Below are 21,283 nucleotides of genomic sequence, written 5' to 3' on the forward strand. Positions count from 1 at the left end.
ATTATAAATTGAGACTATACACATTTCCTTAATATAAATTCAACTGCTTCTGAATAATTTTCTACTTTTTTCACAACAAAATACTTCTCAAATTCTTTCGTCCACATATCCATTTCTTCTTCTATTTCTTTAACTTCATTCATTATAAACACAACATATTTACAATCCGTTTTTGCCATTTCTGGAAGCAAAAAAGAAAATCCCCATTCAACATCTGCTTTATCATCTTCAAATCCATTTCTTGCATCAACAACAAAATTGCTATTAGGATATTGTTTCATTAACTCTGACGCAAACATTGTTGGTTTTCTATAATCATCTAAGCAGCAGAATTTCTTCCAAGTTAAAAATACTATATTATCCTTCTCAATGTATTTTACATTACAAAATTCTGAATCAAATTCTATTTTACTATTCATTATTAACCTCCAGATTATATTTATTTTATTTCGCAGTTTAATTATAGTGGTGATAGCAGCTTCAAATTTTATTTTTAGCTATGTTAAAGAATAGTGTTGATAATATAGCATATTTAAATATAATATTATTCCATGGAAGTAATATCATATCTTATTTCTACTACTCTATTTTCCACATTCCAAAATTCAATTGTTACATTTCTTTCATGGTCTACATATCCAATTACTGGCGAACTAGGCATTTGTTCCTCAGTTCTCTTATAATAGTTAGTCCCATAAGCATTAATTATATCATCAACTGAACTGCCTAACCCAATACCTTTACTTGTCTTCATATTACTTTTGACATCGCTATTAATAACAACTCTAATAATTTGCCTCTGCTTATTTGTAGCAATTTCTAAACCATCACTTAGTTTATAGTAGTCAAATAAAGCATTATCAATTCTTTCGAGGTTTGTACCATACTTTTGTACAAATTCCTTACTATCAATACTCTCATACATTGAAATACCATCTATGTTCTCTTGGCTAAGGGGTGTTGTTTTGGTAAACATAAAACTACTTGACCTCTGTAAATATTTATAAGCACCCAATGCAGTACAACTTATTAATAGTAAGATAATAATTATAATTTTAAATGCCTTCTTTATTGTGAACTTTTTCTTTATGAATTCTATAATAAGAACTGTGGCTGCTAACAAGAAGATACTTATCATAATTCCACTAATACTCATAGCTGCTCCTCCTTATTTATACGCCATAATTTTATTGCTATCATATATCAATAATTTTCAATTTAATCTCCACTCAATTGGAATCTATCATTCAGGTACATATGAAAATTTAAGACTGTTCCATAGTTCTCACTTACTTAACCCATTTACCCTTATGCTGTCAAGCTCTTCTGCTAACAATACATGGTTTTTATATAATCTTAGATATTCCTTTGAAACATCACTATCAAAAATTAATAAATCATCAGAATTAATAGTTACATCTACTCCTGCTCTATATAATTCTTTAATTGGATGCTCACATATAGATCTTACACGACCTAGTTTCTCATTACTTGTAGGCGCTATATTTAATCTTATTTTATTATCTATTAAATATTGTATAACTTTACCTGATTCCACAGCCGAAATTCCATGTTGAATTTCATCAAGCCCTAATATTTCAACACCTTTTTTAATATCATCAGCATTTCCCCACTCACCAATATGTGCCTTTAATCTTAGTCCATTATCCTTAGCCTTTATATATATAGGTTCAAAATTTTCTATTGGTTGTGCTAATTCATCTCCATATAAATCAATTGAATAAAATTCTTTTCTTCCCCAAAAATTTTCTAAACAATCTAATAAATAATCAATGGAACAATGTCTAGAAAGACCTATTTGTAGTCTTTACTCTGTTTCTGGTGCAAATCTCTTATTTGATTCCGAAAAAGTATTAATAAGCTCTTCAATATCATTATTAAAAAACTCTCCTAACCCCCAGACATCTTCTCCGATTTCAAGTATTTTAATACCATCTAAATTAGCTTGTACAAACGTAGCATCAATTTGAAGCTTTCTCATCTCCCTATTATTGAATCTCTCACCTAAATATATGCTATTCCATTTATGCATATCATCCATAGATTTCAATATACCTTTATAATATGGTATTTCTATTTCTGTAACTTCTCTAATGTATTCTCGATTTCCACCAAGTGCAAAATGATTATGTAAATCAGCCTTTGGAATCCCCCTTAAAGCTTTTATATCTTCTTTTTCAAGTGCATCTATGAATTCATTTGAAAATCTGTCCTTCATTCCATCACCTTTTCCCTTCTATAACTTTATAATTTATAGTACTCAATATTAAATTAAAATTTGGGATCATATTACTCCAAAAGTCGCACTAAACAAATAAGCACCATCTAATGCCATATTTATCAATAAAATCTGCCATAAGTGGACTGAATTCACATGGTGCAAGAGGCACTAAGATTTTAGCATCAGTTTTTAAAACTTCATATGCTTTCCGCACCTTTTCTTCATTACCTTCTCCATAATGTAAACAAAACTGCATTACGTTGCCCGTAACCGTTTCCTCACCAATTATGGCATATTCTGAATTTCGTTCTGCCACAGCTAAAATTTCCCCGTGAATATCAAGTTCTGAATGGCAAAATGTTCCATCTTCATTTGGATAACTGCTAATTAGAACAGCATCAAAAGCCTTTTGGTAAAGAGCTACCGCCTCATCACTTCTTGTAACATATGCTTGCATCATTGATCTTTTCATAATAATTCCTTCCTTCATTACATATAAATTTTTTAATTTAATTCATCCATTTGATATTCATCTAACTTGCCTTTAAAAAGCGATTCCCCTTTTTCATTAAACAATATATATTCAAATGCTTTTGAGCTATAGCCTGAATATTGGCTTTCTTTATCTAATTTTATTACTTCATTTACATTTAAAGTTTCTTCTTTATTTTGAGGTACTGTAAACTCATTTGTTAATGTAATATAATCTTTACTTATATCTTCTTTTACTAAAAACGGAGCCTTAACTTTTATCTGAAATTTTTGTTCATTATTACTACAATTTACTATATGCATTGTTCCATATACAATAAGCTTATCTTTATCTCCATGAAGTTCTACAGAAGTTTTCTCTCTATCAAGGTATATGGCATTTAAATCATTAGAAAATCCTTTATATATTTGAATACAATGCACCCACACTGCAGAAAAAATATTCATTAGAGCAATTGTTATAATAATTCTTCTAAATGATGTGCTAATTAAGAAGTTTTCTCTAATTTCATTGAAATTTTTTAAACAATAATATGTTCCTACTATAACTATTAATCCAGCATAATAAAACCTCCAGCTATCACCTCTTATTGGAGCAAATATCCTTTCAACAAAAGTTTCTGGCACATTATTACTATTTCCCATTAATATAAACAATGTTATTATTCCCAAGCAGCTAAGTATTCCCTTTTTCATTTTAAATAGCTTATCCAAATTCTCACCCCTAATAACACAAATAATTATAATAAAACAAAATTATTTATGGACTGTTTAGCCATTCCTTCAATACTTCTATTAATTGTTAATCATGACGATTACGATTTAATTTTACTGGCAATGCCCAAACAAAAATAGCTGTTGCTGGTCCAATAACAAAAAAGCTCTCAATCAAAAATCGGTATTCTTTTGTAATATTTAAATTTTCTATAATTAATGAGCCAACAATATTAAATAAAAAAGAAATTAGAACCAGGCCAATTCTTCTGATTATTTTACCACTTATGAATTTTTCTATATCCAATTTTAAGCCAACATTGAAACATATTAAAAAAGATATAATAAACGTTGCAGTTGCCACAAAATAATAATAACCTTTCATAAAAATAATTCTCCTTAAATAAATAAATCATTTTTCTAACATTATATGTTAATTATAACATATTTTTAAAAAATAATTTGATTTTATTACGTGCATAGTATTTTTTTGTATATGAAATAAAGATATTCGGAATTTCATCGTTGCTTATCCTTTGAGGTTCAGTTTATAAATAATCTTCGGGTCATACTTTTTTAGATTTAATAGTAAGCTCTCTCCATTAAATCACTAACTTAAAATTTGAATATTTGATTTTAAATTTCACATAATAATATTATTGATAATTGTTGTTTATATTATATCTTAAGGTGGTTATACTATGAAAAAACTTATACTACTACTCTTAATTTCAATATTTTTATTATTTAATCTGACACTCTCCGCATTTGCTGCTAACCTTTTTAAGGAGGGTATTTATAAAGCATCTGATTTTAATTTTTCGCCAGAAAATACCTATAGTGTTCAAAATGTATCTCCGAAAGATAGTGTTTATATACTTCTGTTTGATGAAAATCAACTTCAACTGCAATCTATACGATTAGCCCCTCAATCTGGGAAATATAATTTATTACCACTTAAACCGGACTACAGAATTGCGATAGTTGGCAAAGGAGATGTTTTTATTGATTAAAAAGTGACATTTATATTACTTATTTGGAAGGTGATCTTATATTATGAAAAAAAATATTACAGTGACATTGATTTTAGTATGTTTATTCTTTAATTATCTTGCATTAATTCCCTCATTTGCAATAACTTCATTTAAGGAAGGTGTTTATCAATTATCTAACCTCAATATTACGCCTAAAAATCGTTATACTATTCAAAATGTATCACTTGATAATAGTGCTTATGTAGCACTTTTTGATGAAGAGCAACGTCAAATACAATCTATTCATTTACCTCCCAAATCAGAAAACTATAGCTTGATTCCTCTTGAACCTAGTTATAGAATTGTAATTATCGGAAAAGGTGAAGTGATTATTGCTTAAAAGACACTTATAGCGTCTTTTTGTTATACACAATTTCTACTTGTTAAACTGATTTTAAACGCCATCCTATCTTGTTTTTCTTAACGGCTAAAATAATTAAGCAGCAGTTCGTTCTTCATTCTAAATTATTTATTACTCTGCAAATTCTTTTAATTTACCTTTGAGTTAATCATAACATATATTGTAAATTTTGATTAATTACTACTTACTTTCTTTTTTGTTATATTTTTTATGAAAATAGGTAATCTTTCAATTTTGTACATATATCCTCTATGAAAACAAAATAAAGGAGGTAAAAAACTATGGCTGTTACTAAATCAATTGAAACTGCATCATTAAGCATTGAAGTTCAAAGCGGGACAGATAAAGCCGGCGATGCAATTTACAGTAAAAAAACTTTTTCTAATGTAAAAACAAATGCTGCCCCTCAAAATGTCTTTGATGTTGCTGATGCAATTAAAGATGTTTTAGAAGCTTCAACTAGAGATTACCTTATTAATGAATCTTCTAGTTTAGTTAATGCTTAAGCAGATAAGTGAGATAAGTGAGAGTCCAAATCTATGATTTGGTTTCTCGAACTTAGTTAAATCATGTATATGATTTAACTTCCTTAACTCTAAACCCAATGAAAGGAGGTAAATTAGATGGAATATACTTTAGTTATGACTTTTTTAACTATAGATGGTGAGAAGAGTACTTTAAGCATTTCTGGTGTTAAATCTACTCTCACTAAAGGTGAAGTAAATACACTTATGGATACAATCATCGCCAAAAATATTTTCAAAACTAATTCTGGCGATTTAGCTAAGAAATCCGGTGCTCAATTAACTCAAAGACAAGTTACTAAATATGAAGTAGCATAAAATTGAGTTAGAAAAATAAAGGCTTATCCAAAATCAAAATTGGATAAGCCTTTATTTTTTTATATGTATCGCCCTTTACAATAAATCCCATTTAATAATTCCGAGCTATGATGCGCTCTTCTTAAATGAATATCTAACTAAAATTCTTCCTATCTTGTATAGTCTAGTGAAACGTTATACAATTTTTCTTTCTTGATTTTCAACTGCATTCCAAGATTGAAAATCAGAGCAATAGTTAATAAAACTAGTGCAACTATCATGATATCGTGTAAACCACCATACATAATTTGTTGCATAAGTGGTAATAAATTTTTAGGCAAATCTACTGCACTTTGAGAGTCACTTAATTTGTTTAGCATATCAATAGAAATTTTTCCATTAGATTCAGCTACACCTTTAATTAAGGCATGATTTAGTATTACTCCATATATTGATGACATAAATGTTTGGCTAAGAATACGTAAAAGGTATGCAAATGATGTTGCAATTGGAATATCTCTCTTTTCTGCATCTTCTTGTACACTTATTTGTAAAACATTAAAACTTAAACCTAGACCAAAACCTTGAAATGCCCCTGCTACTAATAAAAACCACAATGGTATAGTTATTCCGGCTAATACCATAATGCCAAAGGAAATTATAAAAGCTAAGGTTCCCAAAGCAACTATACGGTATTTACCCAATCTTGAGTGCATAGATGATCCAACTACTGAGCCAAGAAAGTTTGTAATAGAGCCTGGAATCTGAGTCGCACCTCCAATTAAAGCACTTAATCCAAGCAATCCTTGCGCCCACATTGGTATGTATATATTAAAAGCAACAAACGCTCCCCATAACGTAGAAAATAATATGAAATCAACTACTAATGGACCATTCTTAAAAAGTCTATTAGGAATTATAGGATCAGCTGCCTTTTCTTCGACTTTAAATAATACTATCAATAAAACTAAACCGACAATAATTAAGATACTAACTAAGCTTAATGAACCTGTCTCTATCATTTGAATACCTGTTAAAAGTGTTACTAAACTGATTACCATAATGCCAGCACCTAAATAATCAATTTTTTCACCGGCAGAAATTCTTTTAGGCTCTTTAAAGAAAAATTGAACACTTAGTATTGAAATTAATGCAATTGGAGCATTAATATAGAATACCCAATGCCAACTAAAAGTATCGACTATAAAGCCACCAATTAGTGGTCCAATAATTGAAGCTGCACTAAAGCTTGCTGTAGCATACCCAATAACCTTTGCCCTCTTCCTTAAGTTCTTATACAAATCTGCATAAATAATAAACGGGATAGTATTCATTCCGCCTGCGCCTATTCCCATAACAGCTCTTGCAATCAAGAAAAAAATAATATTACTTGATAATGCTTGAAATATTGAACCAATAGCAAATAATAATGTGGCTATTTGATATGTTTTTTTGTTTCCGATGCGTTCTCCTAATTTACTCCAAAGCGGAGTTACTACTGCCATTCCCAGCAAAAAAACAGCTACTATCCAACCCATGTATTGAATTCCATGTAAATCACTTATGATTGCTGGCAATGCAGTGTTGACAATTGTTGCATCTAAACCCGCCATTGCATTTGATAATAATAGCGCCAGCGTTACAATCAAAGTTCCTTTGTTACTCATCTTCAAAAAACTCCTCCTTTATAATACCATTAAAAATTAAACGACTTTCTAATTCTACACCTTAGAGTCTACTCCAAGTCAATAAATATCTTAATTTTTTTTCCTAAAATGAAAAACTAAATTCGTGATTGCAAGGGTAAATTCATTATTAAAGAATTTAGTATTGCACTATTTTTTTGATACAAGGTGGATACAATTTATATGAAAGTGGATTCCTCTAAGTTTATTGGATGAACTATTCTTTGCAGAAAGTTTTAAAGGTACAAAAGCTTCTAACATGCCAAGAAACTCTCATAAAAGAGACAAACAAGTTACGAAAAGGGGATTTCTAAGGAACAAGTTTGCATTGCTACTGCTATTGATAGTCAAGGTAATTTAATTATGGAATTAGCATGTAAAGGTAGAATTACATTTAATGAATTAGAAACATTATATGATGGACATATGCCAATATATGTATAGTGTATGTGATATTATGTAAATTATGTTATAATAAGTGTTATTATAAACTATAATCTAATTAACAATAGTAAATTAGAACTACAGATTATTTATAGTATATAAATTTTACTACGGAGGTACTTATGAAAACTCACTATTATTTCGGTTGGTTTAACGATGTTTTTCTTGAGAAGCTGGTCAGGTTGTTGCATGAGGATATAACTGATAGAAAATCGCTTGTTATGATTAGCGCGAATCCATTTCTTCATGAAGATGAGGAAGTTGGTGCTACTGAACGCTCGTGGCTTGACCAGGCCAACATTATGTTTGATGAATATTATTTAATTGATTATGGCGTACAGAAGGAAGAGGCCAAAAAATTAATTCAAAATGCTTCGGTCATTTTCTTGTTGGGTGGAAATACCGTTGAACAGAACGGTATTTTGATTGAATATGAATTGTCGGATTTGATTAAAAAAAGCAGAGCCGTTGTGATGGGAACAAGCGCTGGTGCAATAAACATGTCCGCTAAATGGTTATGCTCGAAATACACTGACGATAAAGGTAAAATAAGCTCTATTTACGACGGTATCGGACTTGACGATTTTTCTGTCCTGTCTCATTGTGATCTTGAAAATAACATTCCGCAGATTCAAGGCGAACTATCTCCCTTATTAGAAGAAATGAATGTTTATGCGTCGAACAAAGATTGCGCTGTACGTGTAAAGGGAGACAAAATCGACATTTTAGGCAATGTATATTTAATTTCCCATTCAAAGATTCAGAAGTTGGATGAGACACTTTAGTTGTGGTGAGTGGCTATGGCTTAACTGAATTAATTTCTTTATGCAAAACTTCTGCACAGGCAGGTCATGGTCACGTACAGTATAAGCATTAATCTACAGTAAGCTTATTAATACACAATATTCTTATTATGAGTTATAGGTGGACAATCCACCTATAATTTTTATTTAGCTATATTGCAACATTATATTAAAACATATCAATAAATTCTTAAAAAGCAATTAGGACCAATTGATATAAACATAATCTCTTCCGCTATACCTTAAGTACAGCGGAAATTAGAAGCTGACATTCCTCCACTTCTTCTTATTCTAAAGTAAATGATGCAAGGCTTGCGCTTCCATCGCCTGTAAAGGTAATATATATTGCTTGAATTCCATCAGGGATTACAATATCAGATGAATATTCCTTCCACACATTTGAAAATCCAATTGATATTTTTCCAAGAGCCGGACCATTCCATGATGTTTTTACTTCAAAGTCACCGCTGGCATATCCACGAGCTTTAATTTTAACTTTCCTTATGCTCTTGCAATCAAAATATTTAAAGCCGGCAGTGGCAGAATCCTTCATATTAGCAATATATCCGATTTCTTCATCACCGTCTTTTCCATCCTGAGTTATCTTTGGAAACTGATTATTCATCCATGAGGCTGTAAAATCAGTATAAATAGATTCTTCTTTACAGAATAAATTGCATGCAAGATAAGCTGGATATTCTCCAAGTCCCTTTAGTGGACCATCATTTGAACCGCATGAAGTCATTTCCACCTGCGGAATTATTCCACTCGGTAAAATTTCAATTTTCTCCATGCAGCCCTGTCTGCTGAAATTTGTTCCGTTAGTATGTCTATGATAGAAAATATACCATTGTCCATTAATTTCAATTATACTTCCATGATTGTTGCCGCCATAAAACATTGGTTTTTCAGCAGGCTTATAAGAGCTGATATGAAGATCATTATTACTTATAATTACTCCACCGTATTTAAAGTCCTTCGTTGGATGTTTACTAGTAGCATAGCATAATTCGTGCATTGATATAGAGGAATATATAAAATAGTAAGTATCTCCATGTTTTCTGATTGATGGAGCTTCAAAAAATTCGAAACCTTCAAAGTCTGAGCCTTTACCATAAGGTTCACTTGGAACGATAAATACAGGTTCTTCAATAATTGTCAACATATCTGGACCAAGCACTGTAGCCATTGCTCCACTTCTAGATTTGTCCCCTCTTGCACAAAAACCTGTATACAAATAGGTTCTATCTCCCTCTCTAAGTACTCCAGGGTCAAATTGAGGTTCATCCCCCTCCCTATTTCCAAGATATGTTCCGTCAGAATAATGAACATATCCATAAAATTCATATTTGCCTGCTGGTGTATCACATACAACAACAGAAACGATAGAACGCTTGCTGTCAACATAGTATAAATAATATCTGCCGTCTTGTCCTACTGCAACATCTGGAGCGTATAGACAACTATCACGGTCTTCATTATTTTCAACATCAGTAGCTTTTAAAATAACACCTTCATAACGCCAATCCGCAAGGTTGTCCACCGGGGCAGACCAACACACATAGTCATTTAAACAGTATGCATATCCGTTAAAACGATCATGAGATCCATATATATATACTCTGTTGTCAAAAACATAAGGTTCCCCGTCAGGGATATATTCCCACGATGGAAGATAAGGATTAAAGCCTTGTTTTTTCATTTTTTACTCTCCTTTAATTCGGTAAATTTATCAGGCATATGAAAAAATACCTGAACCCGTTGATTTTACTATTTTATAATTCCAAATTCTTAACATAAATATTATAAGGCGAACTACCATCAAGTATATTACCATATGTATCAATCCAATATGGTATGTAACCACTGCGATTAGCCACCATCTGAGAACCAAGATTAGTTATTGAAGCAGAATAAAAAGGAACTATCCCTTGCTTAATAATATCTAATGTTAAGTTAGATACTAACTTTGTTCCGAGACCACCTTTGCGATATTCAGACTTCACATCTACCCCTATTTCCCATAATTTTTCTGTTTCTTCTCCTGCCCCTGCCAGCCCAACAATTTCATCATCTTTTTTAGCTAAAAATACAATCTTTGTTGAGGTATTGCCATTGCAATCAAAAACTATTGAATTATCAAAACCTTCAATACCCCTCAACTTATAAATATCATTGCCTTGCAATAATTCATATGTATACTCCTCAAGAAGTTCTACTTTCTGAATCTTTTTAACATCTGGTATATAATGTATTGTTTGTCCATATATAAATGGAAACTCAAATATTTCATCCCTGCTTTTATTACTCAATGCTGATTTAACCTTTAAATGAATAGATTTAGAAGTATTTATAATTACACATTTATTAAATGCCATAATTTTAATATATGGTGATTTAATAAGACTATTTATAGTAAAAGTAGTACTGTCTTCTTCTAATACTGATAAATTGGAAAAAAACTGTTCTGCTAAATATTTCTTAATTATGCTATCTATAAAAAATCTCTCCATAAAATGTAATCTCCTAAATAAAATTAATTAACTTGCTTTGTTTGCTTGAAATGAATATTCACAAAACCTAAATTATTACCATTAAACATGTAATTGTATACAATGGTACTATATTTTCCAATTTTAATCAATATAATAAGTAGAAGAATTTATAATTAAGCTAGATTTTATTATTCTTTATTGTCGATATATACATATTAAAACAGATAGTTCAATTTTGAACTATCTGTTAATATACAAATTAAGTAAAAGACATACTAGACAAATACGCTCATGATATATTTTTAATAGTTTTTGGTGCACGCCTACAACAGCAGTGATGATACTTGTTGCTAAAATACCCATAAGACTTAAACCTGCAGGGTCATCTGCAGGGTCATCTCCTGTGGCTTTAATTAGTGACTTTTATCTAGGTTCATCGGTACTCATGCTCCTATATGTTTTAAATAATGTACCAACTTTATCCTTTAAATCATAGTACCCTGGATACATCATAATTGTTGGCTTAACCTTTAGGGCATTTGGTGTTCCATTTTCCAAACAGTCTTCATTTGCATATACTGCAACAATTTCTCCAATAAACATCGTAAAATCAAATATAGGAATTGTCTGTATTACCTTACAAAGATAATTTACAGGACATTCTTTTATCATTGGTGCATTTCCTGCATCATCATAAAAAGAATCAAATACATTGGATTTATCCTCTTTATTACCAGAGACGCACCCACAAAGATCAGTCTTATAAACAGATTCAGAGGATGGTATGTTTACACTGAAGAATCCATTTTCTACTACGCCTGAAGTTGTATAGTGGGAATTTTTCAATGAAATATACAGTACAGGTTTCTCACTTACAACACCATATGCACCTATTGTTGCATAGTTTGGCTTTCCATTAACCATGGCCCCTGCTAAAACTGTAATAAATGGTCCAAAAGGGATATTTGCTATTTTCTTCTTTATCATATTCTTTCTCCAATTCAATTATTTATTTGTTGCAACAATAATAATTATATAGATAAATTTCAAAAAATATAGACTATTTCTTTTCTATAAGTTATCATATAGATAGATCACGCCCCAAAATAATTGTAATTTAGCATTATATAGAAAAAATACCGCAAACTCATTTTTGAATAATACGGTATCTGAAAATCTATTATTTATAATTATTTTATATAATCTGTAACAAAATCACTAAAAAGAATGCCATCCAAATGGTCAATTTCGTGGCAGAAACATTTTGCTAAATCTCCTGTACCTGTTAATATTATTTCTTCCCCATTTTCATTAAGTGCTTGTACTTTTACTACTTGGGGTCTTAATAATTTTCCAAATACATTAGGATTGCTTAGACATCCCTCAACGACTTCTTGACTGCCTTCCTTACTAATTATCTTTGGATTAACTAATTTTATAAGTCCTTGCCCCATATCTATAACAACTAATCTTTTTAGTATACCAATTTGAGGTGCTGCTAATCCACCACCATTTTCTTCATTATACATGGTTTCTGCCATATCATCTAAAATCTGTCTTATCTTTTCATCTATAATTTCAACTTCCCTGCTTTTCTTTCTTAATATTTCATCACCAAAAAGTCTGATTTGCCTTAATGCCATTTAAATTGCCCTCCTGCTTTGTTGTGATCTCGATTTTCTTTCACTTTTTTCAAAAAGAAAAACTTCTTCAATGGAACAATGAAATATTTGTGAAATATCATAAGCTAACCATATAGATGGTTCATATTTTTCTGTTTCAATCGAATTTATTGCTTGTCTTGATACTCCAACAAGTTCTCCCAATTGCTCCTGTGTTAATCCAACAGCTTCTCGAAATTCTTTTAATTTGTTTTTCATTTAACCATCACTCCTGTAAAGTTTACCTTACATAAAAGTATATTCCAATTTAAATTTCATGTCAAGTCAACATTACATTAAGTATATTTCTTAAGTTTAAAACTTTTTGAGTGCAATATTATTCACTTTTAGTTTTAATATTTTTTTACTACTGTATAATTAATATTCCACACTAAAAAAATCGCAATTTCAATTTCTTGAATAGTGCGATTTTACAATTTATTATTTATTTTTATTAATTAATGATCTAAGAAAATAGCTCATCAATTGCCTTGCAATGTTGCTAATTGTATACTTATGGATTAATCGTATATTACATTTTTTCCTTCATCACTTAACTTTTTTAAAGATGAAAGCATATGATTTATTTCATCATCGGAATGTCTTTCCCATGAACCCAATTCGGCTACTATTTTTAAAGGAGATTTAGATCTATAAGAACGTGTTGGATTTCCAGGAAACCTCTTGTCAGTTAAGTTAGGGTCATTTTCAAATTCACCTAATGGTTCTACAATATAAATTCTTTCTTTTGATTTCGATGTCGCTAATTCAGCACCCCATTTAGCAGCATTTAATGTCGCAGTAAAATAAATATAGTTAGATTTTTTATTTTGGTAATTTGATAAGTGTTGTGGTTCTAATAAATCTCCAATTTTTAGTTCTGCTTTAGTGCCATGAAAAAAAGGACCATTATCTAAAACATCTTTTTTATCATTCATGCTGATACACTCCTTTTATATTTTCAAATTTATGTATGATATTATAGTATCCAAATTACAAAAAAACTGATGAACAATATCTTACCATTATAGATTTATTATAACATAGATTGTAACTGTCACATTCTTCAATTTTCATAGAACTTGCTCTAATTTACTACGTCAAATCTACACTTTTCGAAATAACTTCGATTTAATTCAAATCTTCTTACTTCTTATATTGAATAATCTACTGCTCCTACTGCTTTAACCTCATTTTTAAATATCTCTAAATATGATTTATTTGATTTATGATTTAAAAATGATTCTTCTGTTTCTTTAAATTTATTATTCACTAAATCTCCTCGGTAACATTTAAAAAAATATCATACACGTAACTTTATATAATAATTTCTCTATATATTATTTATTTTTATAAATACAACCAATTTTACCGTTCATTACTATACCAATTTCTTATAACTACTGTACTTTGTTGACTTGGATAATAATGCTTATCATTACTTTGTTCGCCTATTGCAAAAATAGAAAATCCTAAAAACCAAGGTTCGTTTTCGAACTCTCTTCTATAGGCTTCAAAACAATTAGCTTGCTCAACACCAGTAATAGAATTATTGTTATTGTATGGATTCCAGTTCCATGGTTCATGTGATGCATAATTAAACTTAGGGAAACCAAGTTCTCCAAAGAAAATAGGTTTATTCCATTTATCATAAAAATTTTTTATTTCTTGTTTTATATTTTGATGTCTAACATTTCCACTAATTGATATTTGTGAATTTTCTATTGATTTTGAAAGATTTTCAACTGTATTTGTGGCATTATCAGTAAGCTCAAAATAAGCTGCTATAGAAATAAAATCTACTTTTGAAAATAATTTATTATTTAACTTATTATTATATGCAGTAATACTATCTGGTGCCCATGAAGCAGTATCCCATTTATTAGTTCTATATGTCACTAATCCTTTATAATGTTCTCTTACATAATCTACAATATCGCACCAATCATTTTCTCTAGATTCCATATTAACAAAATTACTTCCTATGTTTAATGCGGTTACATTATATGGTACTGCAATATCATCTATTAATGTTTTTAGTACATTTGTCTTCCAAGTTTGAAAAAAGAAGTCCATATTGCCAGGGCTCCATTCAGTTTCAGCTTTCATTCCATTTGCTATCCAAGGATATGGCTCTAATATTATGTTTATATTTTTATTTGAATTTTTTATTTGTGTAATTAACTCTATTGCTTTACTTTCACTTGTTTTATCAACTAACATACTGCTTGAATTAGTATCATTTATATTCACCATTACAGGTATATTTAATGTATTTAATTTAAATTTATCTACATCAATTAATACTTGTTGAATGGTATAGTCTGTTGATAAACTACCTGATTTAACCTTCTTTCCATCAACTGTCCATCCTATTGAATTTAATGTTTGATCATTAGTAAGCATTGCAGCCTGTACACTATTTGAAACAAGAAATAGGCTAGTGAAAGTAGCTGCTACTAAGGCTATGTTTCTCAGTTTACGAATTATTTTACAATTATTCTTATAAGTCATTTATTTATTTTTCCCCCTTTGTTCTATATCTCTACAAATCCCATATGGTAATTTTTTCAAACACATTGTTATTATAGCATAATTTTAAATATCGCATATCAATTTTCAAAGACCATTTTAATAATTTACTACATCATGTCTACATATTCTCTATTTGCAAAAATTCATTTAGGGAATTTTTCGTGTACGAATGAGGAAATGTGGTCTGAAATAACCCTTTCTATTAAGTTTTACATAGACGGGGGGAATATAAATTAAAATCTTTTTTTATTCGCCCCTAATTAGTATTGCGTAGTATTTTGAGCATAAAAAATACCGCAAATCTATTCTCATTATAAATACTGCGATATCCTAACTTATTATTAAATTTTCAGATATAATAACATGTAAGGTAACTCTACAAATTTTGAATTTATCGGGTATCACTCGATTATTAGTAACATATACTTAACTTTTATCTTTTTTAGGACTAACTACAATATAAGTGTTACTGTATAGTGGCATATATATATTCTTTATATTCCACATTATTTTAAAATCCTTATAATTTACTTTACGGTTACATATCCCTTTTTCATTGGTAATATTACTTAATTTTTCAATAGATTCTGCCATATAAAATCCATCTTCATCATATCCTGTTACAGGAACATAATGACTTCCTTTTGAATTAGGACTTGAATGAATAAATACAATTACTGGCGCTCCATTATTTAAATCTTCTTTTAAATTATATATACTACCTTTTTTATATTTAGTTTTTAAATTATGCTTTCTTAAAACAATTCGAATTCCAAGTGGTGTGACACCACCTGATGGAACTTTACAGGGAAAATGTTGATACAATGTATTGCCATCAGAATTAATGTTAAAATGTCTTAAAACATATGCAGTGGCAAAAGCAGCACATTTATTTCCATGTTGAAAATCAATCCTGTTTTTCATATTAATGCTGAACTTTAGTGGAATTTCCTTTCTCTTTTTTAACTGTAGTATCGGAACAGACATAATTAATGCATCAATTACTATAATGGAAAATATGGTTCTAATAACATATTTCAGGAAATTAAGAATTTCAATATTAACACTCATACCAAACCTCCCAAGTATCACATAAAAGTATTTATTATGTTGTTTTACAAAGTACAATTCATCCTTTGGTTAATTATAGCACATTTGTAAATATCGAACTATTTTGTTTTCAAAGAACATATTTTTTATTTACTGCGTCAAATCTACACATGGTGTCTTAAATTACTCTTTCTTAATATAGAATCATAACCTAAAATGCAGCTTTTCCAAACTCTGATATTCTTTCAAAATAATTAACTTTTTTGAAACCCAGACGTTGATATATTTTTATTGCACGTTGATTAAAACTTGCTACTGTCAAACGAAATTCTTTTGCTAGTAGTTTATTTCGTGCAAAATCTAAACCACTACTCAAAAAAATCTCTCATAATCCTTATATTTGATTCAGTAACCCTAAGCCTAAATCACTACATTTTTCAAGAAAGTTATGGCTCATTTTCTTTATCTATCTTCCACTCGCACTTGTATGTTTCACCTATCTTTTCAACCCTTAGAACACCTTTCCCATCTTCATATTTCCAATTACCTAAAATATATTTTTCATAGAAACTATTCATTAACTTCACCTTCACTTTAATTAAATCTTTTCAGTTTAGAATAAGTTTGTAATACCAGATTATTCGATTTACAAATCTATTAACATATTTCATGCTGGTTATTTCAATATTAAAAAATATCTTACAAATTAGTTCAACAGAACTAAACTCCCTATTATACAAAATAAAAGACTTAATCTCTTTTTATGAGCAACAACTTTCCTTTCAATTATCACCAGTACATTTTCCCATATACATCAAATTATAACATATTTAAGCAAATAGAATTCTTTTAAAATTTTATTTAGGATATAAAAAAACACATCACTCAATTTGAATAATGTGTTATAGAGTATTATACAATTTCTATATATTATGTATCTGAAAAATATAATGTGGCATACTAATAAAAATAGCTGCTGGAAGGTGATAATAATGAAAAAAGTATTATTTATCTGCTATTTAATAATGTGTTTTGTATATTGTACTCCTCAAGAAGTTATTGCCGAACAAAATAATAATGCTAAACAAGGCATACCTTATGAATACACTCCAAAAGAAGGCTCTATAGAAGAACTATATAAAGATATAATAGTTACATTGATAGTCCCTTATATTAGTCGTGAAGTAGAAACTCATTATGGTCAACCACTTCTATATGATTTATTTGGTATAAAATTTTTAAAAATAGAAAGACCAAGTTATCGTTCATTCGAATTCATAATAAAACTTCAAATCAGACCTTTTGTTGGAGCACACAATACTATAGGAATTGATGATATTACAATAAGAATAAGTCCAAGTGAAACTCAGGTTGAAGAATTTAAGCATATTAAAAGTTTTCCGATTCCACCTAATTTAAAATAATCTTATAAAAACTTAAAGCAGTAGATGGATTTTTCCTTCTACTGCTTTAAGTTTTAGTGAGAAAAGGTTATAAGTTTAAATTACTATCTATCTAATTATATTCATCATTATTAATTTGAGAACGTTTGTGTACCCATGATTTTCCCATTTCCTTGAATAACACCTATACCAACTTTATTATATGAAGAGTTCATCATATTCGCTCTATGACCTGGTGAATTCCACCATTGATTGAATAATTCAACCGCATCATATGTATTATATGCAATATTTTCTCCTGTTGATGTGTATTTATATCCTATTGTCTGTAACCAGTTTACCCACTTTGTTCCGTCTGGATTTGTATGGCTGAAGAAGTTGTATTGTATCATATCATCACTCTTATATCTAGCCACTTGTAATAATGTATTATCCATAGTTAATGGTTTTAAACCAGCTGCAGTTCTCTTAGCATTCATTAATTCAAGGATTTTTTGTTCAGCACTAGCTTGTACACTTATTGGATATTTTGTCGGTAACTTCGGTAATCCTGTTACACTGATTGTAGTTACAGCTTTAGATGTACTAGCTGTTGTTGTAGTTGTGTACGGGCTAACTGTTGCTGCTGATACTCCTAATGATGAGAAACTTGCCATAGTTGTAGCTGCAATAACTGCCGTTACCATCTTTTTACATAAATTCTTTCTCATTAGTTTTTCTCTCCTTTTAACTATCTTTTATTTGACCTCTTAATTTTTCATATAAACAATAATCATTTAATTAATAATTGTTTTTAAAGTTTGTTGTTTTCGAGTGAGGTCATGTCTCTATAATAACATCTTTTCGACATTATTCAACATAACATTCTTCTGATTAATCCCTTTAAACAATATTAACTCTATAACCCTTGATTATGTTTTCGTATAATCCGTTATACGTTATGATATAACTTAAACCATTACACTGTAAGGCCTAGTCCCCTATCTTCTGATATCTATCTACATACGCAAACTTTAAAGTTCCAGTTCTTCCATTACGCTGCTTGCTTATGATCCATTCAATTATTCCTTTATCTTCGGATTCTGGCCGATAATAATCATCTCTATACATAAACATCACTAAATCTGCATCTTGTTCAATATTTCCAGATTCTCTCAAATCTGAAAGCATAGGCCTTTTATCACTTCTTTGTTCTACAGCTCTTGATAATTGACATAAGAGGATAACATTCACATCTAATTCTTTTGCTAAAGCTTTAAGCCCCTTTGTAACTTCTCCTATTGCCAAATCTCTAGTCCCTCTTTCTGGAATGTTCATTAAAGTTAAATGGTCTATTATTATTACATCTAATCCATGAGCTTGCTTTATGGCTTTTGCTTTTGCCTTAATTTGAAGCAGTCCTTGGTTTGAACTACAATCTGTGAATACTTTATTTCTCTTTGCTAATTCATTAGACATCATTGTAATTTTTAAAAAATCATTATCGCTTAATTTCCCAAATCTTAATTTTTCAGCTTCAATATTTGCATTGTAAGACAACCTTCTTATTCCAAGAGATTCCTCTGTCATTTCTAATTCTGATAAATACACAGTGTACCCATTCTTACCTAGTCCATCCATTATATTTAATGCGGCTAATGTTTTTCCCATAGATGGCCTGCCAGCTATTATGACTAATTCTCCTTTTTGCAATCCTCCAGTTCTCTTATCAAAAGTAGTAAATCCAGTTTGCATCCCTGGTATTTCTCCGCCCTTTTTATACCTATTTTCTATTTCTGTTAATGTCTTTACCATTAGATCACTATCACTGAATATCGAACTTTTATTTTTTATGTCATTTGCTAAATTTTCTGACATTTTGCTTATAGCATCAGCAGGTGTAGAATTTTCATCATACATACACTTTATAGTTTTTGATAATTCTTTAATAGCTTTTCTTCTATAGGACTTGTCCTTTAAAATCTTTATATATTCTTTTGCTTTTATTGGCAGTCCACCTATAGCTATATCAGTTATATAGGTTATTCCACCAGCCCTTTCAAGATTATTTTTGCCTATCTCATTTACTAAAAGTGTAATATCAATATCCTTCCCTTCGGCAAATAGCTTACATATAGCAGCATAAATAATTTGATGTGATGCTTGATAAAAATCTTCTACTTTAACTTCATTAATTATTTCCGCTAATATTTTATTGTTATAGAATATCCCGCTTAATATCTCCTGTTCACACCTAATATTATTTGGGAGTGTTTGTATATTATCTAAGTTCATGCTACCCCTCCTACCTCATATATTTAATTGGATAGTTAGCTTTAATTAACTTCCATTCATCTTAATTGTCTAAGACACTGTCTCCAAAATCTTTATAAGCACCAGCATTGGCTCTTTGCACTGCTGCTTTCTTATCTCTTCCATCTGCTTTCCAGTTTTGCAATATAGCCAATAAATATTGATAATTTATCTTACCTCTTTTCATGGATTCTGTGGCTGCATCTATCAGCCATTTAGCTGAATATACTTTAATATCTGCTGCTATAAATTCCATAAACTTAGGCGACATGGTAAATCCACATTTTTCAAAATGTTTAAAAACTTCATTGTTAGAATGGACAACTATTGGCAGGCTTTTTATATTATCCTTAACTAAACTGCTCTTATCTCTCTCTAAATTACTCTTATCTATACTAATCTCATCTAATCTTATCTGAGTATCCGTTTTGTATACAGATTGAATACAACTTTCTGAACCATTAATTTTCCCCAGTGTATAAGCTTTATTTTCTTTTAATGACAACATAGATTTTTCTTCTCTATAAACAGTTTCCTTATATCTGTCCTTTTGAATATAGTTGTGAATTCGCCAATGCTTTATAACAATTACGCCACTCTCAAAAATAATCACAAATTTTTTAGCTATTAGTAGCTTTAAATCATCCTCACCGCACCCTATCATTCGTTGTATTTTCCTTGGATTATTTATAAAACCATCATCATCTGCTCTCATTGATAAATGAAAATATAAAGTCTGCGTTGATAAAGGCATATCTAAAAATGCATCACTATCAATTATCGTCTTAGAAAACATACGTTTATCTGCCATAATTTCACTCCTTGCTGAATATTTGTAAAGATGTGTATTTAGAGTTATGTGGTAACTTACCGAAAGAACTGGTACTCTATTGTTTCGGTTTCTAGAGAATTCAGCTGTGGATTTCTACCAGCAGAAGTTGTACCCATTTCTGCATGCTCCCCATAATTCAATGTGACAAGCAGTAAATGCAACAACTTCTGCTGAAGAAATACCTACAGCCCAATTCTCAATGAAACACTGCACAAAAGAGTACCAGTTCTTTCTGGTGTAGAGTACATCTCAAAGTATAAATCTAGTTCAAGATTCGTTTACCTATATAGATAACAACTTAAACTATGTAATATCTGACAACCAGAAATGAGTGATATACTTTTGCAGAATATTTCATTGGCAATTTTGATGGATGTGATTCTTTGGCTATAAATTGTTCCAAATGTACTTGTTCAAAA

The 21,283-nt window shown here is 29.9% G+C and carries 26 protein-coding genes and 2 pseudogenes; 7 read left to right on the forward strand and 21 right to left on the reverse strand.

Annotated features, from left to right (window positions below; genetic code table 11):
• Positions 1–14 precede the first annotated feature (14 nt).
• The 7 genes from D2A34_RS13240 to D2A34_RS13265 form a co-directional block, all read right to left on the reverse strand.
• On the reverse strand, positions 15–419 hold the full coding sequence (locus D2A34_RS13240) for a hypothetical protein (RefSeq protein WP_119366919.1): 405 nt from the start codon (positions 417–419) through the stop codon (positions 15–17).
• Between the two features lie 125 nt (positions 420–544).
• Entirely contained in the window at positions 545–1,156 is a 612-nt protein-coding gene (locus D2A34_RS13245) for a hypothetical protein (protein WP_119366920.1), read from the reverse strand.
• Positions 1,157–1,285: 129 nt separating this feature from the next.
• Positions 1,286–1,819, reverse strand: coding sequence for an amidohydrolase family protein (locus D2A34_RS27560; protein WP_341467253.1), 534 nt, complete (start codon positions 1,817–1,819; stop codon positions 1,286–1,288).
• Between the two features lie 9 nt (positions 1,820–1,828).
• Complete coding sequence (locus D2A34_RS27565) at positions 1,829–2,239, reverse strand: hypothetical protein (RefSeq protein WP_341467249.1); 411 nt, start codon at positions 2,237–2,239, stop codon at positions 1,829–1,831.
• Positions 2,240–2,327: 88 nt separating this feature from the next.
• Positions 2,328–2,714 carry a VOC family protein gene (locus tag D2A34_RS13255; RefSeq protein ID WP_119366921.1) on the reverse strand — a complete coding sequence of 129 codons (387 nt, stop codon included), beginning with the start codon at positions 2,712–2,714 and terminating at the stop codon, positions 2,328–2,330.
• Positions 2,715–2,746: 32 nt separating this feature from the next.
• On the reverse strand, positions 2,747–3,448 hold the full coding sequence (locus D2A34_RS13260; protein ID WP_119366922.1) for a hypothetical protein: 702 nt from the start codon (positions 3,446–3,448) through the stop codon (positions 2,747–2,749).
• A gap of 88 nt (positions 3,449–3,536) precedes the next feature.
• Positions 3,537–3,833: a hypothetical protein gene (locus tag D2A34_RS13265; RefSeq protein WP_119366923.1), complete on the reverse strand. Its 297-nt coding sequence runs from the start codon at positions 3,831–3,833 to the stop codon at positions 3,537–3,539.
• A 316-nt stretch (positions 3,834–4,149) separates the two neighbouring features.
• On the opposite strand from D2A34_RS13265, the gene D2A34_RS13270 reads away from it, so the two are divergent.
• The 4 genes from D2A34_RS13270 to D2A34_RS13285 all read left to right on the forward strand — a co-directional run bounded on the left by D2A34_RS13270 (position 4,150) and on the right by D2A34_RS13285 (position 5,685).
• Positions 4,150–4,461, forward strand: coding sequence for a hypothetical protein (locus D2A34_RS13270; protein WP_119366924.1), 312 nt, complete (start codon positions 4,150–4,152; stop codon positions 4,459–4,461).
• Between the two features lie 43 nt (positions 4,462–4,504).
• Positions 4,505–4,822, forward strand: coding sequence for a hypothetical protein (locus D2A34_RS13275; RefSeq protein WP_079440649.1), 318 nt, complete (start codon positions 4,505–4,507; stop codon positions 4,820–4,822).
• A 302-nt stretch (positions 4,823–5,124) separates the two neighbouring features.
• Positions 5,125–5,349: a DUF1659 domain-containing protein gene (locus tag D2A34_RS13280; RefSeq protein ID WP_119366925.1), complete on the forward strand. Its 225-nt coding sequence runs from the start codon at positions 5,125–5,127 to the stop codon at positions 5,347–5,349.
• 117 nt (positions 5,350–5,466) lie between these two features.
• On the forward strand, positions 5,467–5,685 hold the full coding sequence (locus tag D2A34_RS13285; protein ID WP_119366926.1) for a DUF2922 domain-containing protein: 219 nt from the start codon (positions 5,467–5,469) through the stop codon (positions 5,683–5,685).
• 149 nt (positions 5,686–5,834) lie between these two features.
• On the opposite strand, the gene D2A34_RS13290 is transcribed toward D2A34_RS13285, so the two are convergent.
• Entirely contained in the window at positions 5,835–7,331 is a 1,497-nt protein-coding gene (locus tag D2A34_RS13290) for an MFS transporter (RefSeq protein ID WP_119366927.1), read from the reverse strand.
• 229 nt (positions 7,332–7,560) lie between these two features.
• Between D2A34_RS13290 and D2A34_RS13295 the strand changes: the two are divergent.
• Positions 7,561–7,778 (forward strand): annotated as a pseudogene (locus tag D2A34_RS13295) (IS1595 family transposase); the annotation flags it as partial.
• Between the two features lie 137 nt (positions 7,779–7,915).
• A complete protein-coding gene (locus tag D2A34_RS13300) occupies positions 7,916–8,578 on the forward strand; it encodes a Type 1 glutamine amidotransferase-like domain-containing protein (protein ID WP_119366928.1) in 663 nt (220 codons plus the stop codon).
• A gap of 304 nt (positions 8,579–8,882) precedes the next feature.
• Here D2A34_RS13300 and D2A34_RS13305 read toward each other — a convergent pair whose 3' ends face one another.
• The 10 genes from D2A34_RS13305 to D2A34_RS27440 form a co-directional block, all read right to left on the reverse strand.
• A complete protein-coding gene (locus tag D2A34_RS13305) occupies positions 8,883–10,298 on the reverse strand; it encodes a family 43 glycosylhydrolase (RefSeq protein WP_119366929.1) in 1,416 nt (471 codons plus the stop codon).
• A 73-nt stretch (positions 10,299–10,371) separates the two neighbouring features.
• Positions 10,372–11,109 carry a GNAT family N-acetyltransferase gene (locus tag D2A34_RS13310; protein WP_119366930.1) on the reverse strand — a complete coding sequence of 246 codons (738 nt, stop codon included), beginning with the start codon at positions 11,107–11,109 and terminating at the stop codon, positions 10,372–10,374.
• 405 nt (positions 11,110–11,514) lie between these two features.
• Complete coding sequence (locus tag D2A34_RS13320) at positions 11,515–12,078, reverse strand: flavin reductase family protein (protein ID WP_119366931.1); 564 nt, start codon at positions 12,076–12,078, stop codon at positions 11,515–11,517.
• A 203-nt stretch (positions 12,079–12,281) separates the two neighbouring features.
• Positions 12,282–12,734 carry a peptide deformylase gene (def, locus tag D2A34_RS13325; protein ID WP_119366932.1) on the reverse strand — a complete coding sequence of 151 codons (453 nt, stop codon included), beginning with the start codon at positions 12,732–12,734 and terminating at the stop codon, positions 12,282–12,284.
• The gene (locus tag D2A34_RS13330; protein ID WP_119366933.1) at positions 12,735–12,971 is read right to left on the reverse strand and encodes a helix-turn-helix transcriptional regulator; all 237 of its coding nucleotides are present in this window, start codon (positions 12,969–12,971) and stop codon (positions 12,735–12,737) included.
• Positions 12,972–13,273: 302 nt separating this feature from the next.
• Complete coding sequence (arr, locus tag D2A34_RS13335; RefSeq protein ID WP_119366934.1) at positions 13,274–13,690, reverse strand: NAD(+)--rifampin ADP-ribosyltransferase; 417 nt, start codon at positions 13,688–13,690, stop codon at positions 13,274–13,276.
• A 430-nt stretch (positions 13,691–14,120) separates the two neighbouring features.
• Positions 14,121–15,266 carry a glycoside hydrolase family 113 gene (locus tag D2A34_RS13340; RefSeq protein ID WP_119366935.1) on the reverse strand — a complete coding sequence of 382 codons (1,146 nt, stop codon included), beginning with the start codon at positions 15,264–15,266 and terminating at the stop codon, positions 14,121–14,123.
• A gap of 447 nt (positions 15,267–15,713) precedes the next feature.
• Positions 15,714–16,358 carry a C39 family peptidase gene (locus D2A34_RS13345; protein ID WP_119366936.1) on the reverse strand — a complete coding sequence of 215 codons (645 nt, stop codon included), beginning with the start codon at positions 16,356–16,358 and terminating at the stop codon, positions 15,714–15,716.
• Positions 16,359–16,548: 190 nt separating this feature from the next.
• Positions 16,549–16,713 (reverse strand): GNAT family N-acetyltransferase, encoded by a 165-nt coding sequence (locus D2A34_RS26735; protein WP_182629375.1) that lies wholly within the window; start codon positions 16,711–16,713, stop codon positions 16,549–16,551.
• 70 nt (positions 16,714–16,783) lie between these two features.
• The gene (locus tag D2A34_RS27440) at positions 16,784–16,915 is read right to left on the reverse strand and encodes a hypothetical protein (RefSeq protein ID WP_279221623.1); all 132 of its coding nucleotides are present in this window, start codon (positions 16,913–16,915) and stop codon (positions 16,784–16,786) included.
• Between the two features lie 414 nt (positions 16,916–17,329).
• Here D2A34_RS27440 and D2A34_RS13350 point away from each other — a divergent pair, with 414 nt between their 5' ends.
• Positions 17,330–17,761, forward strand: coding sequence for a DUF3888 domain-containing protein (locus tag D2A34_RS13350; protein ID WP_182629376.1), 432 nt, complete (start codon positions 17,330–17,332; stop codon positions 17,759–17,761).
• A gap of 110 nt (positions 17,762–17,871) precedes the next feature.
• Here the strand turns inward: D2A34_RS13350 and D2A34_RS13355 are convergent.
• From D2A34_RS13355 to D2A34_RS13365, 3 genes and pseudogenes are all read right to left on the reverse strand, one after another.
• Positions 17,872–18,297 (reverse strand): annotated as a pseudogene (locus D2A34_RS13355) (CAP domain-containing protein); the annotation flags it as partial.
• A gap of 415 nt (positions 18,298–18,712) precedes the next feature.
• Positions 18,713–20,014, reverse strand: coding sequence for a replicative DNA helicase (dnaB, locus tag D2A34_RS13360; protein ID WP_119366938.1), 1,302 nt, complete (start codon positions 20,012–20,014; stop codon positions 18,713–18,715).
• 61 nt (positions 20,015–20,075) lie between these two features.
• Positions 20,076–20,843 (reverse strand): DnaD domain protein, encoded by a 768-nt coding sequence (locus D2A34_RS13365; protein ID WP_119366939.1) that lies wholly within the window; start codon positions 20,841–20,843, stop codon positions 20,076–20,078.
• Between the last annotated feature and the right edge of the window lie 440 nt (positions 20,844–21,283).

This window comes from Clostridium chromiireducens, assembly GCF_003575225.1.
GTDB classification, from domain to species: domain Bacteria; phylum Bacillota; class Clostridia; order Clostridiales; family Clostridiaceae; genus Clostridium; species Clostridium chromiireducens.

Excerpts from the sequence above, each read along its gene's own strand:
- D2A34_RS13240 (WP_119366919.1), bottom strand. The coding sequence starts at position 419 with ATGAATAGTAAAATAGAATTTGATTCAGAATTTTGTAATGTAAAATAC.
- D2A34_RS13245 (WP_119366920.1), bottom strand. The coding sequence starts at position 1,156 with ATGAGTATTAGTGGAATTATGATAAGTATCTTCTTGTTAGCAGCCACA.
- D2A34_RS27565 (WP_341467249.1), bottom strand. The coding sequence starts at position 2,239 with ATGAAGGACAGATTTTCAAATGAATTCATAGATGCACTTGAAAAAGAA.
- D2A34_RS13255 (WP_119366921.1), bottom strand. The coding sequence starts at position 2,714 with ATGAAAAGATCAATGATGCAAGCATATGTTACAAGAAGTGATGAGGCG.
- D2A34_RS13265 (WP_119366923.1), bottom strand. The coding sequence starts at position 3,833 with ATGAAAGGTTATTATTATTTTGTGGCAACTGCAACGTTTATTATATCT.
- D2A34_RS13270 (WP_119366924.1), top strand. The coding sequence starts at position 4,150 with ATGAAAAAACTTATACTACTACTCTTAATTTCAATATTTTTATTATTT.
- D2A34_RS13275 (WP_079440649.1), top strand. The coding sequence starts at position 4,505 with ATGAAAAAAAATATTACAGTGACATTGATTTTAGTATGTTTATTCTTT.
- D2A34_RS13280 (WP_119366925.1), top strand. The coding sequence starts at position 5,125 with ATGGCTGTTACTAAATCAATTGAAACTGCATCATTAAGCATTGAAGTT.
- D2A34_RS13285 (WP_119366926.1), top strand. The coding sequence starts at position 5,467 with ATGGAATATACTTTAGTTATGACTTTTTTAACTATAGATGGTGAGAAG.
- D2A34_RS13290 (WP_119366927.1), bottom strand. The coding sequence starts at position 7,331 with ATGAGTAACAAAGGAACTTTGATTGTAACGCTGGCGCTATTATTATCA.
- D2A34_RS13300 (WP_119366928.1), top strand. The coding sequence starts at position 7,916 with ATGAAAACTCACTATTATTTCGGTTGGTTTAACGATGTTTTTCTTGAG.
- D2A34_RS13305 (WP_119366929.1), bottom strand. The coding sequence starts at position 10,298 with ATGAAAAAACAAGGCTTTAATCCTTATCTTCCATCGTGGGAATATATC.
- D2A34_RS13310 (WP_119366930.1), bottom strand. The coding sequence starts at position 11,109 with ATGGAGAGATTTTTTATAGATAGCATAATTAAGAAATATTTAGCAGAA.
- D2A34_RS13320 (WP_119366931.1), bottom strand. The coding sequence starts at position 12,078 with ATGATAAAGAAGAAAATAGCAAATATCCCTTTTGGACCATTTATTACA.
- def (WP_119366932.1), bottom strand. The coding sequence starts at position 12,734 with ATGGCATTAAGGCAAATCAGACTTTTTGGTGATGAAATATTAAGAAAG.
- D2A34_RS13330 (WP_119366933.1), bottom strand. The coding sequence starts at position 12,971 with ATGAAAAACAAATTAAAAGAATTTCGAGAAGCTGTTGGATTAACACAG.
- arr (WP_119366934.1), bottom strand. The coding sequence starts at position 13,690 with ATGAATGATAAAAAAGATGTTTTAGATAATGGTCCTTTTTTTCATGGC.
- D2A34_RS13340 (WP_119366935.1), bottom strand. The coding sequence starts at position 15,266 with ATGACTTATAAGAATAATTGTAAAATAATTCGTAAACTGAGAAACATA.
- D2A34_RS13345 (WP_119366936.1), bottom strand. The coding sequence starts at position 16,358 with ATGAGTGTTAATATTGAAATTCTTAATTTCCTGAAATATGTTATTAGA.
- D2A34_RS27440 (WP_279221623.1), bottom strand. The coding sequence starts at position 16,915 with ATGAATAGTTTCTATGAAAAATATATTTTAGGTAATTGGAAATATGAA.
- D2A34_RS13350 (WP_182629376.1), top strand. The coding sequence starts at position 17,330 with ATGAAAAAAGTATTATTTATCTGCTATTTAATAATGTGTTTTGTATAT.
- dnaB (WP_119366938.1), bottom strand. The coding sequence starts at position 20,014 with ATGAACTTAGATAATATACAAACACTCCCAAATAATATTAGGTGTGAA.
- D2A34_RS13365 (WP_119366939.1), bottom strand. The coding sequence starts at position 20,843 with ATGGCAGATAAACGTATGTTTTCTAAGACGATAATTGATAGTGATGCA.